Origin of the sequence: Burkholderia sp. MS455, assembly GCF_016899445.1 — a bacterium.
GTDB lineage: Bacteria > Pseudomonadota > Gammaproteobacteria > Burkholderiales > Burkholderiaceae > Burkholderia > Burkholderia pyrrocinia_C.
The window spans coordinates 3,186,116-3,202,235 of record NZ_CP041778.1 but is presented as its reverse complement, the minus strand read 5'-3'; the positions used below and the strand labels follow the sequence as shown (position 1 = coordinate 3,202,235).

Annotated in this window: 15 protein-coding genes; 9 read left to right on the top strand and 6 right to left on the bottom strand. The window is 67.5% G+C overall.

What is annotated here, in order from left to right; genetic code table 11:
* The 3 genes from FPJ27_RS18700 (at position 1) to FPJ27_RS18690 (ending at position 3,646) form a co-directional block, all read left to right on the top strand.
* A complete protein-coding gene (locus FPJ27_RS18700; protein WP_204422093.1) occupies positions 1-993 on the top strand; it encodes an ABC transporter ATP-binding protein in 993 nt (330 codons plus the stop codon).
* A complete protein-coding gene (locus tag FPJ27_RS18695; protein ID WP_072440042.1) occupies positions 990-2,009 on the top strand; it encodes an oligopeptide/dipeptide ABC transporter ATP-binding protein in 1,020 nt (339 codons plus the stop codon). Before FPJ27_RS18700 ends, FPJ27_RS18695 begins: the two co-directional genes overlap by 4 nt.
* Positions 2,010-2,173: 164 nt before the next feature.
* On the top strand, positions 2,174-3,646 hold the full coding sequence (locus FPJ27_RS18690; RefSeq protein WP_204422092.1) for an OprD family porin: 1,473 nt from the start codon (positions 2,174-2,176) through the stop codon (positions 3,644-3,646).
* A 55-nt stretch (positions 3,647-3,701) separates the two neighbouring features.
* On the opposite strand, the gene FPJ27_RS18685 is transcribed toward FPJ27_RS18690, so the two are convergent.
* The 3 genes from FPJ27_RS18685 to FPJ27_RS18675 form a co-directional block, all read right to left on the bottom strand.
* Entirely contained in the window at positions 3,702-4,697 is a 996-nt protein-coding gene (locus tag FPJ27_RS18685) for a DedA family protein/thiosulfate sulfurtransferase GlpE (RefSeq protein WP_072440046.1), read from the bottom strand.
* Between the two features lie 154 nt (positions 4,698-4,851).
* The gene (locus tag FPJ27_RS18680; protein ID WP_072440048.1) at positions 4,852-5,121 is read right to left on the bottom strand and encodes a hypothetical protein; all 270 of its coding nucleotides are present in this window, start codon (positions 5,119-5,121) and stop codon (positions 4,852-4,854) included.
* 278 nt (positions 5,122-5,399) lie between these two features.
* Entirely contained in the window at positions 5,400-7,763 is a 2,364-nt protein-coding gene (locus FPJ27_RS18675; protein ID WP_204422091.1) for a phospholipase C, phosphocholine-specific, read from the bottom strand.
* A gap of 590 nt (positions 7,764-8,353) precedes the next feature.
* Here FPJ27_RS18675 and FPJ27_RS18670 point away from each other — a divergent pair.
* Positions 8,354-8,854, top strand: a complete 501-nt coding sequence (locus FPJ27_RS18670; RefSeq protein WP_072440052.1) for a GNAT family N-acetyltransferase — start codon at positions 8,354-8,356, stop codon at positions 8,852-8,854.
* Here the strand turns inward: FPJ27_RS18670 and FPJ27_RS18665 are convergent.
* A complete protein-coding gene (locus tag FPJ27_RS18665) occupies positions 8,838-9,068 on the bottom strand; it encodes a hypothetical protein (RefSeq protein ID WP_204422090.1) in 231 nt (76 codons plus the stop codon). The two genes, FPJ27_RS18670 and FPJ27_RS18665, sit on opposite strands and share 17 nt — an antisense overlap.
* Before the next feature lie 82 nt (positions 9,069-9,150).
* On the opposite strand from FPJ27_RS18665, the gene FPJ27_RS18660 reads away from it, so the two are divergent.
* On the top strand, positions 9,151-10,746 hold the full coding sequence (locus FPJ27_RS18660; RefSeq protein ID WP_072440054.1) for a thioredoxin family protein: 1,596 nt from the start codon (positions 9,151-9,153) through the stop codon (positions 10,744-10,746).
* A 39-nt stretch (positions 10,747-10,785) separates the two neighbouring features.
* On the opposite strand, the gene FPJ27_RS18655 is transcribed toward FPJ27_RS18660, so the two are convergent.
* Together FPJ27_RS18655 and FPJ27_RS18650 are read right to left on the bottom strand one after the other, a co-directional pair.
* The gene (locus FPJ27_RS18655; protein ID WP_111020388.1) at positions 10,786-11,037 is read right to left on the bottom strand and encodes a DUF4148 domain-containing protein; all 252 of its coding nucleotides are present in this window, start codon (positions 11,035-11,037) and stop codon (positions 10,786-10,788) included.
* Positions 11,038-11,432: 395 nt separating this feature from the next.
* Positions 11,433-12,836 (bottom strand): GntP family permease, encoded by a 1,404-nt coding sequence (locus FPJ27_RS18650; protein WP_034181616.1) that lies wholly within the window; start codon positions 12,834-12,836, stop codon positions 11,433-11,435.
* Between the two features lie 317 nt (positions 12,837-13,153).
* Between FPJ27_RS18650 and FPJ27_RS18645 the strand changes: the two genes are divergently transcribed.
* The 4 genes from FPJ27_RS18645 to FPJ27_RS18630 all read left to right on the top strand — a co-directional run bounded on the left by FPJ27_RS18645 (position 13,154) and on the right by FPJ27_RS18630 (position 15,972).
* On the top strand, positions 13,154-14,650 hold the full coding sequence (locus FPJ27_RS18645) for a sigma 54-interacting transcriptional regulator (RefSeq protein WP_204422089.1): 1,497 nt from the start codon (positions 13,154-13,156) through the stop codon (positions 14,648-14,650).
* Between the two features lie 54 nt (positions 14,651-14,704).
* On the top strand, positions 14,705-15,232 hold the full coding sequence (locus FPJ27_RS18640; RefSeq protein WP_034181618.1) for a BON domain-containing protein: 528 nt from the start codon (positions 14,705-14,707) through the stop codon (positions 15,230-15,232).
* 61 nt (positions 15,233-15,293) lie between these two features.
* Complete coding sequence (locus tag FPJ27_RS18635) at positions 15,294-15,566, top strand: hypothetical protein (protein ID WP_081938468.1); 273 nt, start codon at positions 15,294-15,296, stop codon at positions 15,564-15,566.
* Between the two features lie 103 nt (positions 15,567-15,669).
* Positions 15,670-15,972 carry an H-NS histone family protein gene (locus FPJ27_RS18630; RefSeq protein ID WP_034181619.1) on the top strand — a complete coding sequence of 101 codons (303 nt, stop codon included), beginning with the start codon at positions 15,670-15,672 and terminating at the stop codon, positions 15,970-15,972.
* Positions 15,973-16,120: the final 148 nt, after the last annotated feature.

The window sequence follows — 16,120 nt, the reverse complement described above, 5'->3', positions numbered from 1 at the left end:
ATGGGTGCACTACTCGAAGTCGACAACCTCGGCGTGCGCTTCACGCGCAAGGACGCGCCGCCGATCGACGCCGTGAGCGGCGTGTCGTTCTCGCTCGCAGCCGGCAAGACGCTCGGCATCGTCGGCGAATCGGGCTCCGGCAAGAGCCAGACCGTGATGGCGCTGCTCGGCCTGCTGGCCGGCAACGGCACGACGACCGGCACCGCGCGCTACCGCGGCGACAACCTGCTCGAGATGGATACGCGCGCGCTGAACGCGGTGCGCGGCGACCGGATCGCGATGATCTTCCAGGATCCGATGACGTCGCTCAATCCGTTCCTGACGATCGAGCGGCAGATGACCGAGACGCTGCAGCTGCATCGCAAGCTGTCGCGCAGGGAAGCGAACAAGCGCGCGATCGAGGCGCTCGAATCGGTGCGCATTCCCGACGCGGCGCGCCGCATCCGCATGTATCCGCACGAATTCTCGGGCGGCATGCGCCAGCGCGTGATGATCGCGATGGCGCTGCTGTCCGAGCCGGAAATCCTGATCGCCGACGAGCCGACCACCGCGCTCGACGTGACCGTGCAGGCGCAGATCATCGACCTGCTGCGCGAGCTGAACCGCGAGCGCGGCACCGCGATCGTGCTGATCACGCACGACATGGGCGTGGTCGCCGGCCTCGCGGACGACGTGATGGTCATGTATGCGGGCCGCACCGTCGAATACGCGCCGGCCGATTCGATCTTCGCGGCGCCGTCGCATCCTTACACGATCGGCCTGCTCAACGCGCTGCCGCGCCTGACCGATGCGGACGATGCGCCGCTCGTCGCGATTCCCGGCAACCCGCCGATGCCCGGCACCGCGCCGGCCGGCTGCGCGTTCGCGAAGCGCTGCACGTATGCGGAAGAACGCTGCGGTGTCGCGCGCCCCGCGCTCGAAACTTATGGCGCCGTGGGCGCGGTGCGCGCATGCCACCGCCCGGTGGCCGATCTGGCGGGAGGTCTGCGATGAGCGTCAATGAAAGCCGCGATGCCGGCGCGACGGACGACACGCTGCTGTCCGTCGACGATCTGAAGGTGCATTTCCGCGTGCCGCTCGGCGGCTATCCGTGGTCGCCGAAGGGCACGCTGCGCGCGGTCGACGGCGTGTCGTTCGACGTGAAGCGCGGCGAGACGGTCGGGCTCGTCGGCGAATCGGGCTGCGGGAAGTCGACGCTCGCGCGCGCGCTGATCGGCCTCGTGCCGATGACGGCCGGCACCGTGAAATGGCGCGGCGAAGCCGTCGTGCCCGATCACCTGCGCGGCAACGCGATGCGGCGCGAAGTGCAGATGATCTTCCAGGATCCGCTCGCGTCGCTCGATCCGCGCATGACGATCGAGCAGGTCGTCGCCGAGCCGCTCGTCACGCACCACGCCGGCCTCGGCCGCACCGAGGTGCGCCGCCGTGTGGTCACGATGCTCGAACGCGTCGGCCTGAACGCACATCACCTGCTGCGTTATCCGCACGAATTCTCCGGCGGGCAGTGCCAGCGGGTCGGCATCGCACGCGCGCTGATCGGCGAGCCGAAGCTCGTGATCTGCGACGAACCTGTCTCGGCGCTCGACGTGTCGATCCAGGCGCAGATCGTAAACCTGCTGCGCGACCTGCAGCGGGAATTGTCGTTGTCCTATCTGTTCGTTGCACACGATCTCGCCGTGGTGAAGGCGATCAGCCAGCGTGTGCTCGTGATGTATCTCGGCCGCGTGATGGAGTTCGGCACGCGGCATGACGTGTACGGCGTGCCGCAGCACCCGTACACGAAGGCGCTGCTCGATGCGGCGCCGACGCCGGAGCCGGCGCGCGAGCGTGCTCGCCGTCCGATGCTGCTGGCGGGCGAGATGCCCTCGCCGCTCAACCCGCCGTCGGGCTGCGCGTTCCGCACGCGCTGCCCGGTCGCGATCGACGCGTGCGCGCAGGACGTGCCGCTGCCGGAAGTACGGCAGGGGTCGGCGGCGCGTGTCGCGTGCATCCGCGCGGGCGCGGCGTGATTTGAAGCAACGCAACAAATAAAACCAGGCAGGTCAACAGGGGTAGGTACGGCGCGAACGATCTTCGCGCCGCGGGTACAGGCGCGTCCTTAGCCGGGCACGCCGGGGGGCCGGGAGCGGATCGCAACCGGCGTGGACGATATCAACACAAGACGAGAATCACGATGAAAAAGCAGAAGACGATCGGGACGGCATCGAAGATGCTGCTTGCATGGGGACTGCCGGCACTCGCCGGCGTCTCGCTGACGGGCGTCGCGCACGCCGACGACGCAGCCCCCGCGCCGCTGACGGTCGCGCAGGCCGCGCCGGCCGCCGGCACGGGCACGGCCGTTGCGCAGGCAACGACCCCGAACGCCGTCATCAACGCCGAGGCGACCCAGGCCGTCACGCCGCCCGACGAACCGTCGGCCCAGTCGAAGTCGAAGGGCTTCATCGCCGACAGCCATCTCGACTTCCTGTTCCGCAACTATGCGGACGTGCTCGACAACAAGGGCGGCCCGCATCGCCACGCGTGGGTCCAGGGCGCGATGGCGAACTTCGAGTCGGGTTATACGACGGGCCTGATCGGTATCGGCTTCGACGCGTCGCTGTATGCGGCACTGAAGCTCGACGGCGGCCAGGGCGCCGGCAGCATGGTGCACATCGCGAAGGGCGGCGGCGGCGGCAACCAGCTCGCGTGGGCCTACCCCGGCATCTACGACATCAAGGCGCGCATCTCGAACACGGTGGTCAAGTACGGTCTGCAGGCCGTCGACAACCCGTTCATGGAGCAGCACGACAACCGTGCGCTGCCGCCGACGTTCCTCGGTGCGACGATCGTCAGCAATGAATTCAAGAACGTGATGCTCGAGGCCGGCAGCTTCACGAAGACCGACGCGCGCGGTCATACGACGCTCACCAACCTGACGACGCAATACGGCGGCACGCGCATCAATCGCCTGTCGTATGTCGGCGGCACGTGGGATTACTCGCCGAACGGCGAAGTCGCGCTGTACGCGAACCAGGCCGACGATGTGTGGCACCAATACTACGCGTCGGTGAAGCACAGCATCGGCAGCCCGCAGACGATCAAGTGGACGGGCTTCGGCAACGTCTATTCGACGCACGACACGGGCGATGCGCGGCAGGGCAAGATCGACAACAACGCATACAGCCTGTCGGTGGCCGCGCAGCACGGCCCGCACGAGCTGCTGCTCGGCTTCCAGCAGGTGCTCGGCGACCAGTTCTTCGACTACCTGAACGAAACGAACGGCATCTTCCTGACCAACTCGATGGACGTCGACTACAACGCGCCGCACGAAAAGTCGCTGCAGCTGCGTTACACGTTCTACGGCAAGGAAGCGGGCCTGCCGGGCTTCAAGGCAATGGTCTGGGGCGTGACGGGCTGGGGTGCGGACGGCAGCGCGGGCGCGGCGAACGACCCGAGCAAGTCGAGCATCTACTGGAGCAACGGCGCGCCGGTGCAGGGCCGTCACCACGAGTTCGGCTTCATCCCGTCGTACACGTTCCAGAGCGGCAAGCTGAAGGACACGAAGGTCACGTTCATCGCGATGTGGCACAACGGCTCGGCACACTACTCGGATGCGACCAACACCGAGTATCGTCTGGTCGTGAACCTGCCGCTGCACGCGTTCTGATCGAAGGGGGGCGCACGGCCCCCCGCATCGCGCGGCCGGCCTGCGAGCAGTGCGATCAGGCCGGCTTGTGCAGCCCCGCGACCGGATCGTTCGCGGCGGGCATCTCTTCCGCGAGCGACGTGAGCTGGCGGCCCGTATCGCGCCATGCGTCGAGGCCGCCGCGCAGCGCAAGCGCATCGGTGAAGCCTGCGTCGAGCAGGCGCTTCGCCATCAGCGCGGCCGTCACTTCGTTCGGACACGAGCAGAACACGACGAACTTCTGCGTGAGCGGATAGCGCGCGGCGATGTCGCCGATCTGCCGCTCGTCGGCGAACTGCGCACCGGGAATCGTGAACGGGTCGAGCTTGCGGTGCTCGGGCGAGCGCACGTCGAGCACCACCGGCGCGGTGGCGTCGCGCAGCAGCAGGTCGAGTTCGTCGACGCCGATCCGTGCGTTCGCGAGCTGGCGGATCAGCGCGCGGCGGCGCATCCAGCGCACGGCCGCATAGATCGCCAGCAGCGCGACGATGACCAGCAGCACCGCGCGGCCGAGGTGGCTCGCGCCGGCGAACAGCCAGTCGATCTGCCGGTAGAACACGATTCCGGCCACCAGTCCGACGATGGTCCACACCGCGGCGCCGAGCGCGTCGTAGCCGGCGAACGTGCGATACCGCGTGCCGAGCGCGCCGGCCATCGGCACCGACACGAGCGACAGCCCGGGGATGAAGCGTGCGACGGCGAGCACGCGCACGCCGTAGCGGCCGAAGAAGCGCTCGGTCTTGCGCACGCAGGTATCGCGCGACAGCGACAGCCGGCAGATCGTCTTCAGCGTCGTGCCGCCGTAACGCCGCCCGGCGACGTACCAGACGGTGTCGCCGATCAGTGCGCCGAGCACCGACAGCGCGACTACCGTCACGAGCTGCGAGCCGATCATCGCCGGATGCATCGCGGACATCGCCCCGAACAGCACGAGCGTCGGCATCGCGGGCACCGGCAGGCCGATGGCCGCCGCGAGCACGTTGGCGAACACGAGAAGCGGCCCGTACTGGGCGACGAGGTCACGGAGGAGCATGACGGCTGGCCGAAAAGGAAGTGCGTGGGCAGGAAACGCAGATGGGCCGATTATCGGCCATTTTCAAGACAGCGGCGGGAATGACGCAAAGCGCCTGACGGCGGCAGGGGAATGCCGGTGAGCCGGCGCGTTGCGCGCGGCTCACCGTGCGAAATCAGGAGGGAGTGCGGGCAAGCGACGCGGCGCCATGGTTTTCGCCGGGCAGCTCGGCGCCGTGCGAGCGGATCGCCGCGATCAGTTCGGCCGGCGTGATCTCGTAGCGGACCTCGCGGTGGATGCCGGGCTTGCGTTCGTCGATCTCGATCAGCAACACGCTCTTGCCGTCGCCGGTTGCTTCGAGCCGGAGCGACCGCAGTTGGCGACCGTCGGCCGCGTCGTGTTCGGTGAGCAGGGTCATTGCCCCGGATGAGCCGGTTGTGCGCATCGAACCTATCCTCGTGTCGTGGGTGCCGTAACGGCGAAGATGTGTTTGTTGAATACAGCTTGTCGCAGTTTAACGCGAACGGGCCGCAACACGGAGCATTTTCGTTGGGGTGAAATGAGGGTTGTACCGCACATCCTTCTGATGTTTGACCCGCGCCGGGCGGGCGTTTCAGCCGGATCGCGCGCGGCTGGGGCCGGCGCCTGACCGGCGTTCTCGGCAGCGCCGGCGCGGGCGGCGACACGCGGTGCAACACGCGTCGCCGCATCGCCGCGGCGGCGTCAGAAGCGGTCGGCCAGCCCCATCGCCGGGTCGCTGACCGAGTGGCGGCCCGTTTCGACGCGGCCGGCCACCCGGCGCGAGAAGCTCGCGTCGCTGTCGGCGGTGACGATGAAGTCGTACCAGTGGCCGGTCGAGTCGAGCTTCCAGTGCAGCTCGGACTGGTCGCCGGCGCGCACCGTGACAATCCACGTGGTGCCCGTGCCGTTGCCATTGCCGTAATAGTGGCCCTGGTTGTTGCCGTCCTCGTTGCCGTGGCCGTGGCCGTGACCGCGATCGTCGTTCGCGCCGCGGCTGGGCAGCGGCCCGTAGACCTGGTTCGACTTCACCGTGAAGCGCACCGTGCCGCCGCCGTCGTTGCGCAGCCGCAGGTGGAGGTTGCCGCTCGCGCCCGCATAACCGACGCGCACTTCCGGACGAGGCGCGCGGGCGCCGGCCAGGCGGCTCAGGTCGCCGGTGAAGCGGCGGTGATAGCCGTTCGGGCCGAGCACCCACAGGTCATATTTGCCGCCGTTGTCGGCGCGCGCGGCCCAGTCGCCGTGCAGTGTCTTGCCCGGCTCGACGACGTAGCGCCGCGGCAGGCGCTCGAGGTGCAGCTTGTCATAGACGTGAAACACGGCGGCGGCGCGGCCCGTGTTCGCGAACTTCAGCGTGACCGTGCCGGTGGCGGCATCGGTGCGCGCGCTCGCATGCAGCTCGTACGGCAGCGCGCGCGACGGGCGCACGCCGGTGGCCTGCGCGGGCAGCGCCGGCGCGGCCGGCGGCACGATCTTCGGCGCGGCCTGCTGCGCGGCGCTCAGCGCGTCGACCTGGCTTTTCGTCGTATGGCCCGCGAGCGTCGGCAGCGGTTCGTTGTTCGGCGAGCGGAAGTTGAACGCGCTCGTCAGGTCGCCGCACACCGCGCGGCGATACGCGCTGATCTGCGGTTCGGCAACGCCGAAGCGCTTCTCGAGGAAGAGCAGTGTCGACGTATGGTCGAACACCTGCGAATTGACCCAGCCGCCGCGGCTCCATGGCGACACGACCCACATCGGCACGCGCGGACCGGGGCCGTACGGGCGGCCGTCCGCCGCCGGCTGGCTCGACGTGGCCGGCGCGAAGTCGTGGTACTCGACGGCGACGTCGGCGTCCCGCAGCGTGTGGCCGCCCGCGAGCGTGCCGTCGGCGTTGCGCGACGGCACGGCCGGCGACGGCATGTGGTCGAAGAAGCCGTCGTTCTCGTCGAAGTTGACCAGCAGCACCGTCTTGCTCCACACCTCCGGGTTCGCCGTCAGCGCATCGAGCACGGCCTGCACGTACCAGCCGCCCTGCGCGGGGCTCGACGGTCCCGGGTGTTCGCTGTACGCGGACGGCGGGATGATCCACGACACTTCCGGCAGCTTGCCGTTGCGGATGTCGTCGCGCAACGTTTCGAGAAAGCCGTACGGCATCGTGTTGCCGAAGCCCTTCGCGAGCGGGCTCAGCGGATCGTCGATCGCCGGATCGTAGAACGCGCCGGCCGCCGTCACGGGCTGCGTGATGTCCGTCGACGCGACGTAGGCGGGCCGGCGCTCGGCCGGCATCTGCTCGATCGCCGCGCGCCAGTGGCGGAAGCTCATCATCTCGTTGCAGCCGAAATTGTCGATCAGGCTCTGGTAGACCTTCCAGTTCACGCCGGCCTGCTGCAGCCGGTCGGCATAGGTCGTCCAGGTCCAGCCCTGGCTCGACGGGCCGATGTCGTTGCCGCCGTTGAACTGGTTGTTCAGCGCGGCGATCTTCACGCGGCTGCCGTCGGCCGGGCTGATGCCGTTCGGGCCGTTGGTGCCGCTCCAGTAGAACAGGCGGTTCGCGATCGTGCCGGTGTGCATCCCGCAGTGGTAGTGGTCGCACAGCGTGAACGCATCGGCGAGCGCGCGCTGGAACGGCACTTCCGCGGCGTCGTAATAGCCCATCGACAGCGGCGTTTTCGCGTCGGGCCAGCGGTTCATCCGGCCGTGATCCCATGCGGCCTGCGCATCGGCCCACGCGTGCGGCGTGCCGCCCGCGCGCTGCGCGTTGCCCTGGCTCGCGTCGAGGTGATACGGCGTGCAGGTCGTGGCGGGCGTCGCCTTGGTGTACGTCTGGTAGAACACGTCGCGGCCGTTCGGCGACGGCACCGCGAAGCGGTCGCCGTAGCCGCGCACGCCCTTGAACGTGCCGAAGTAGCTGTCGAATGCGCGGTTCTCCATCATCAGCAGCACGACGTGCTTGACGTCCTTGATGGTCCCCGTTTCGTGAAACGCGGGAATGGCGAGAGCGCGGCGGATGCTTGGCGGAAACGCGGCGAGCGCGGCGGCGGCGAGGCCGGAAGTGGCCGTCTGCTGAAGGAATTTGCGGCGTGACGTCATGGCGTTCGGATCCTGTGATGGTGGGAGCGTTCGTGACTTCGTCTGGATGCGCCCGTGCGTCGTTCCCCCCGGGACGAGCCGCGACGCGTGTGCGTGCGAGTACGTCGGCCGCGCGTGGCGGATCTGCGTGCATCGCGCGACGCGTGGCGTCGAGCGGTGTCGCGCGGATGCATCGGCCGTCGTCGCGGTCCTGCGCGCCGCGCGCTCGTGATGCGCGGGCAGGACGTCGGCACACACCGGCCCGGCGCATGCCGGGCTGGGCGGCGTCCAGTCTAGGGAGCCGACATGACGTCGACGTGATGAAGAAATGACATCGCATGTCGTGCGCGTGACGTTGTGTGCGCAACTATTATTCCGGACACGATGCGTGACGGAAGAGGGTAAGGAATTACCGATCGCCGCATGCGGAACCGGTCATATTTTTCCGAATCGCGGCCTACGGCGTGATCGTGTGTCGTTGCAGATACAACGGCATCGCACGACGACGTGTCGCCCATGTTTCAAATGCATGAAATCGGCTAAGCTCGAAACGTCGCTGCGCGTGTGCGCAGTCCGCGCCGCCGGCGCGACTTTTCGGAACCGGCCCACTCATGACCGACATCAAGATCCGGCACAGCGAGACGCACGACGTCGATGCGATCCGGCAGATCGCCGCCCATCCCGCGGTGTACATGAATACGTTGCAGTATCCGTTTCCGTCGCTCGAGAAATGGCGGAAGCGACTCGAAAACGCGCACGAGCGCGGCGTGAGCCTCGTCGCCGAAATCGACGGCGCGGTGGTCGGCCATCTCGGCCTGCAGTTCGAGCCGAATCCGCGCCGGCGCCATGCGGCGGGGCTCGGCATGATGGTCGACGCGGCTCGTCACGGGCGCGGCGTCGGCAGCCGGCTGCTCGCGGCCGCGATCGATCTCGCGGAAAACTGGCTGAACATCACGCGCCTCGAGTTGACCGTGTTCACTGACAATCGCGCGGCGATCGCGCTCTACGAGAAGCACGGTTTCCGGATCGAAGGCGAATCGCCGGGCTATGCATTGCGCGACGGCGCGCATGCGGCCGTATATCACATGGCGCGGATCAAGGGCCGGCAGTGAACGGGCTGACGGCGCGGGCGTGACGGAACGCGCGGCCACGGTGCAGCGCGTCATATTCATTCGAGAATTCGTTCGTTTTCCGCGGGCTGCGCCGGTCGTATCGTTGATCGATTTGCCGGTCGCTCCGGCCGGCGTGCGCTTTTTTCGCGTCGATGCGCGTGCCATGCGCCGCTGCGTTCCGGCTTGCGTCGTGCCGCACGCCGGTGCGTTTCATCGTTTCAAGAACATCGCTTCATGGTCATCGTTTCGCACGACACATCTTCCCGCAACCGTCTCTTTCAACGGAACCTGCCTCGATGAAAACCGCTCTCCGGAATCTGACTGCCGCCTGCCTGTTCGCCGCCGCGGGTGCTGCGTTTGCCGCTGCCGCGCCTTCGGGCGCCGCGGTGGCGAGCGCGTCGCCCGAAGGCGCGCATCTGCCGCCCGGCATCGCGTGGCAGCACGGCGATGTCGATGCTGCCTTCGCGCTGGCGAAGCGCACCGGCAAGCCGCTGCTGCTGTACTGGGGCGCGGTGTGGTGCCCGTCGTGTAACCAGGTGAAGTCGACCATCTTCAGCCAGCAGGCATTCAAGACCCGCTCGTCGTTTTTCGTGCCCGTGTATCTCGACGGCGATACCGAAAGCGCTCAGAAGCTCGGCGAGCGTTTCAAGGTGCACGGCTATCCGACGATGATCCTGTTCCGCCCCGACGGCACCGAAGTGACGCGGCTGCCGGGCGAGGCCGATCTCGACCGCTACATGCAGGCGCTGTCGCTCGGGATGACGGCCGCGCATCCGGTGCGGCAGACGCTCGCGACTGCGCTGAAGAACGGCGCGTCGCTGACGCCGGACGAATGGCGTCTGCTGGCCGACTATTCGTGGGACACCGACGGCGCACTGCCGGTGCCGGCCGATCGTGTCGCCGAGACGCTGCAGTCGCTCGCGCAACGCGCGCGGGCGGCCGGCGCGAAGGCCGAATCGGCGCGGTTTGCGTTGAAGTCGGCGGTGGTCGCCGCGTCGGACGATCCGGCGCAGGCCGGCGCGCTCGACAAGGCGGCGCTCGCCGATTCGCTGCGCGCGGTGCTGCACGATCCAGCGCTGGCGCGGGCCGATTCGGACGTGCTGGTCGCGGCGCCCGCGCGCGTGGTCGCGTATCTCGGCGGCGACGACGCGCAGCGCGCGAAATTGCGCGGCGCGTACGACACGGCGCTCGCGCGCCTGTCGACCGACACCACGCTGTCGTCGATCGACCGGCTGATGGCGCTGCACGGCCGCGTGCTGCTTGCGCGCGGCGACGCGCGCAAGGGCGCGCCGCTCGCTGCGCCGGCGCTGGCCGATACCGCGCGCAAGCAGATTGCCGCGTCGGTGCAGGGCGCCGCGAATGCATATGAACGGCAGGCGCTCGTCAGCGAAGGCGCGGACACGCTGACCGACGCGGGGCTGTACGACGAGTCGGATGCATTGCTGAAGGCCGAGCTGCCGCGTTCGTCGACGCCGTATTACTTCATGTCAGGGCTGGCCGCGAATGCGAAGGCGCGCGGCGACAAGGCCGCGGCGCTCGACTGGTATCGCAAGGCATACGACTCGGCGAGCGGGCCGGCGACGAAGCTGCGCTGGGGCGCGACCTATTTTGCGAATGCGGTCGAACTGGCGCCGGACGATTCGGCGCGTATCGAAGGGATTGCCGCGAGCGTGCTCGCACAGGCCGACAAGACCCGGGACGCGTTCTACGGCGCGAACCTGCGCGCATTGACGAAGGTCGTCACGCAATTGAACCGCTGGCGCAGCGGCGGCGCGCACGATGCGTCGGTCCGGTCGGTCGTGAAGCAGTTCGACGGCGTATGCGGGAAACTGCCCGCGGGCGATCCGCAGGCAGCGGCGTGCGCGAAGCTGATCCAGCCCGTGAAGGCATAACGACGCACTCGCACATCGTCGAGCGGGCCGGACGGTAGATTACCGGCCCGACTCCGACGACGCGCCGCGATCGCTGCCGTATCCGGCGTCGTGCTGACGGGCAATCTTCGCTTCGGCGGAAACGATGCTGGCCGGATAGAACCAGTCGCTCGACTGGAAGCCGGCCTGCTTGAGCGCCTTCACTTCGGCGTGGACCTGCGCGCGCGTCAGCGGCTGGTTCGACTGCGCTTGCGCGGCGAGCGGGGCCGATACGGCCAGGGCAATGGCAACGGCTTGGATCAGGCGCTTCATGATCGGGACCTCCAGGATTCCGGTGATTCGCCGCGCTTCGTTCGTCGAAGCGCCGGGCGACGTTGAAACCAGTGTAGGCCGGGGCGGGCGCGCGAAAAATGCGATCGCGCCCAACGCAGTGTTTTGCTGCGGGTAACAATGGGCAGGCGGTGGCGGGCGATGCCGGATGTCGGCTTGACAACAGTGACGGGCGACGCGACACGCGAGCCGCGCGGCGGTGCGGAGCCGACCGGCTCTGGTGAGCGGGAATTGAAATCGGACCGGATGCGAACTCCGGAATCCGTTCCGGTTCGCATGCGGTCCGATCGAGTAACGCGGGTCGGGCTCGAAGAGGCCGGCCGCGATGATGCGGCAGGCCTGGAGGCGGCGTACGGAACGCCGCCTCATGCAGGCGCTTACACGAGCCCCGTCGTGTAGTACACCGCGATCACGAAGAACACCGCGAGCGTCTTGATGACGGTGACCGCGAAGATGTCGCGATACGACTCGCGGTGCGTGAGGCCCGTGACTGCGAGCAGCGTGATGACCGCGCCGTTGTGCGGCAGCGTGTCCATGCCGCCGCTCGCCATCGCGACGACCCGGTGCAGCACGTCCATCGGAATGTTGGCTGCCTGCGCGCCCTTGATGAACAGGTCCGACATCGCGGCCAGCGCGATGCTCATGCCGCCCGACGCCGAGCCCGTGATGCCGGCGAGCGAGCTGACCGACACGGCCGCGTTGACGAGCGGGTTCGGGATGCTCTTCAGCGCATCGCCGACGACCAGAAAGCCCGGCAGCGCGGCGATCACGCCGCCGAAGCCGTATTCCGACGCGGTGTTCATCGCGGCGAGCAGTGCGCCGCCGACGGCGGCTTTCGAGCCGGCCGCGAAGCGATCGCTGACGCGATTGAACGCGGTCAGCACGACCAGCACGATGCCGAGCAGCAGCGCCGCCTCGACCGACCAGATCGCGACGACGGTCTTGATCGACGTCGTCACCGGCGTGTGCACGCCCGGCAGCACGTCCGGTGCGACCGTGTACGACGCGGCGCCATACCACTGCGGGATCAGCTTCGTGAACAGGAAGTTCGACACGCCGACGAGGATCAGCGGCAGGATCGCGAGCGCCGGGTGCGGCAGCGACGTCGCCTCGACGCGCTCGGGCTCGTTGACGAGCGACGTGCCGTAGCCTTCGCCCTTCGCCATCGCCGAGCGGCGGCGCCATTCCAGATAAGAGAGGCCGACGACGACGATGAACAGCGAGCCGATCGTGCCGAGTGCCGGTGCGGCCCACGCGGTCGTCTTGAAGAACGTGGTCGGGATGATGTTCTGGATCTGCGGCGTGCCGGGCAGCGAATCCATCGTGAACGAGAACGCGCCGAGCGCGATCGCGCCGGGCATCAGCCGCTTCGGAATGTTGCTCTGGCGATAGAGTTCGGCCGCGAACGGATAGACCGCGAACACCACGACGAACAGCGACACGCCGCCATAGGTGAGCAGCGCGCACACCGCGACGATCACCGCATTCGCGCGCGAGCGGCCGATGTAGCGGATCGCCGCATGGACGATCGATTCGGAGAACCCGGACAGTTCGATCACCTTGCCGAACACCGCGCCGAGCATGAATACCGGGAAATACAGTTTGACGAAGCCGACCATCTTCTCCATGAAGATGCCGGAGAAGACCGGTGCGACGGCGGCGGGTTCGGTCAGGAGCACCGCGCCGAGCGCGGCGATCGGCGCGAACAGGATCACGCTGTAGCCGCGATACGCGGCGTACATCAGGAACGCCAGCGCGGCGAGGACGATCACGAAAGACAAGGGGAGTCTCCTAATGGCTTTGGTTGTTGTTCGATCGCGCGACGCGCCGCGGACCGGCTCAGGTTCGTGCAGGTTTCGTGCCATCGGCCGGATTGCGCCGCCGGACATGGGTCCGGCGGAGACCGGCGGGCCCGCGCCGGTCCATGTCTGACGATTCTACAGAAAACGTCTCCATTTGGAGACGTTATGGCCATCCGGCCAGCTCGTGAAATCGGGCAGGACTTTCCCGGACAAGCCGTTGTGGCGTGTCTCCAGAGTGAGATAATCCGTCTCGTTCCGGAGACGTCCGGTCGAAAATACATGGGGACGAAGACACGATGATGAACGACTGGGCCCGCCTGCCCGTCAACTACGGCGACGTGCTGCGGCGCGCCGCCGAGTCGCTGTTCCGGACCTTCGAGGATTCGAGCGCGGGCACGGTGGTCGTCGATCGCGACGCGCGCGTCGTGTGGATGAACGAGCGTTACGCGGCGCGCTTCGGTTTCGCCGATCCGCAGCAGGCCGTCGGCCTCGACTGCGAGGCCGTGATCCCGAACAGCCTGATGCGCGAGGTCGTATCGACCGGGCAGCCGATCCTGCTCGACATCATGGAGACGGGCCGCGAGCCGCTCGTCGTCACGCGCCTGCCGCTGAAGAACGAGGCCGGCGAGACGGTCGGCGCGATCGGCTTCGCGCTGTTCGACCAGTTGAAGACGCTTACGCCGATCTTTTCCCGCTACGTGCAGCTTCAGCAGCAGCTGATCGCGACGCAGCGTTCGCTCGCACAGGCGCGCCGCGCGAAATACACGTTCGCGAGCTTCGTCGGCACGAGTGCCGCGAGCCTCGAAACCAAGCGCCAGGCGCGGCGGGCCGCGCAGGTCGATTCGCCGGTGCTGCTGCTCGGCGAGACGGGCACCGGCAAGGAGCTGCTCGCGCACGCGATCCACGCGGCTTCGGCGCGTGCGCTCCAGCCGCTCGTGACCGTCAACGTCGCTGCGATTCCCGACACGCTGCTCGAAACCGAATTCTTCGGCGCGGCGCCCGGTGCGTACACGGGCGCTGACCGCAAGGGGCGCGTCGGCAAGTTCGAGCTGGCCGATCGCGGCACGCTGTTTCTCGACGAGATCGGCGACATGCCGCTGCCGTTGCAGGGCAAGCTGCTGCGCGTGCTGCAGGACAAGGAGTTCGAGCCGGTCGGCTCGAACCGGATCGTGCGCGCGGACGTCCGGATCATTGCCGCGACGTCGGCCGACCTGCCGGCGCTCGTGGAGGCCGGGCGTTTTCGCGCGGATCTCTATTACCGGCTCAACGTGCTGACGATCCACGCACCGCCGCTGCGCGAGCGGGCGTCGGACATCGCGGCGCTCGTATACGCGACGCTCGAGGAACTGGCCGCGCAGCACGGACGCGCCGCGCACTGCGAGCTGACCGACGACGCGCTGCGGATGCTGTGTGCGTATCCGTGGCCGGGCAACGTGCGCGAGTTGCGCAATACGCTCGAACGCGCGCTGATGCTGTCGGACCGTTCGGTGATCGATGCGCGTGCGCTCGCGCCGTTCCTCGGGCCGGTACGCATATCGACGGACGGCGCATCGCCGGCGCAGCGTGTTGCCGCAGCGCCGGTCGAGCGGGGCGCGGGTGGCGCGTCCGGTGCATCCGGTGCATCCGGTGCGCCGGTCGCTTCGTATGCCGATGCATTGGCGGCGTGGGAGCGCCAGTTCCTGATCGACGCGCTGGCGGCCTGCGACGGCAAGGTTGTGGAAGCCGCCGTGCGCATCGGGATCGGCCGCGCGACGCTGTACAAGAAGCTGGCGGCGCTGGGCATCGACCGGTAGGCCGATCGGCGGCGCCGATGCGGCCGGAGTTGAAGCATCGAACAGGAGATCACGATGAAACGGATCGGTATCGCAGGTTGGCTGACCCTGTTGCTGGCAACCTCCGCGCTCGCGCAGTCCGGCGACGCGGACGCGCCCGAGGCGCGACGCAACTGGTACAACGATCCGTTCGTCGCGCTGTCGCAGGACCTGGCCGAATGCCCGCTGCCGCTCGGCCCGTGGATGACCCGCGCCGAGATGACGGACGACGCGCATTACCGCGCCGAACGCGGTACCACCTGCTGGCTCGCGCATCGCTGCACGAAACCGAATTCGTATATGTATGACGCGCCGATCGCCGATGCCGCGAAGGCGCACTTCGCAGGCTCCGATCGCCTGCACGGTACGAGCCTGTGGATCACCGTGCAGCGACGTTTCATCTATGTCGAAGGATGCGCGGATACGGCGTTCGATCGGCAGGCGCTGCAACGCGAACTCGAGGCGCTTCCGGACGTCGAGCAGGTGTTCGTTCGTATCACCGACGATCCGCGCCGGAGCTTGCCGTACAAGGCGCGCGGGCAACCGGGCCGCACGCCGAACTGACGACGGAAGGGCCGCGCATGGCATACTCGCGACATTCAAAAAATGGTTGACGGGAAGAATAATGAAACACATGCTTGCGTCGGTCTGTCGGTGGCCTCGGGTGGCCGGGTTGTTGGCTCTGGTTGCAGGGCTCGGCGGGTGCGGTGGCAGCGCGCCGCTGTTCACTTCGGACGGGCGCCCTACCACACAGGTGCAATGCACCGGCAGCGGCTGGAGCAATTGCACGGACAATGCCCGGGCCATGTGCAACGGGGATTTCGAAGTGATCCAGCAATCGACCGATGACACCGTGCGAAATCTTCTCTTCGCATGCAAGAAGAAAAGCGGTTACTGATCCCGAAATGACCGGCCGAGGAGACCGCGATCGGGCGAAGCGCTTTTCTGTTTGCTTGGAGTCGTCTATTTTTCACGAATAACACTCACGGAGTCCCATCCATATGGCGACCTACAGGCAACTGACCGCGCAGCTCGAACGACTTCAGCAAAAGATCGACAAGGAACGCGAAAAGGCGATTGCCGACGCGATTGCCGATATCCGCGCGAAAATCGACGAATACGACATCACGCCGGAAGAGCTCGGTTTTCGTCCGGTAGGTACCGGCGCCGCCGCTACCTCGAAGCCGAAGCGCACGTTGCCGCCGAAATACCTGAATCCGAAGACGGGCGAAACCTGGAGTGGCCGCGGGCGCGCGCCGGCATGGCTCGGCAAGAATCGCGCACGTTTCCTGATCAAGGACTGACTCCCGAAAATCCTCACCTTTCGTGCGTTGACTGACGGTGCGAACGGCCATGCGGCCGTTGCACCGTTTTGTTTTTGCGCCGTCGCCATACGATTCCCGCTGACGAAATGCAGTGCAATGTCGCACGATTAACGGGTCACGTTTTGCG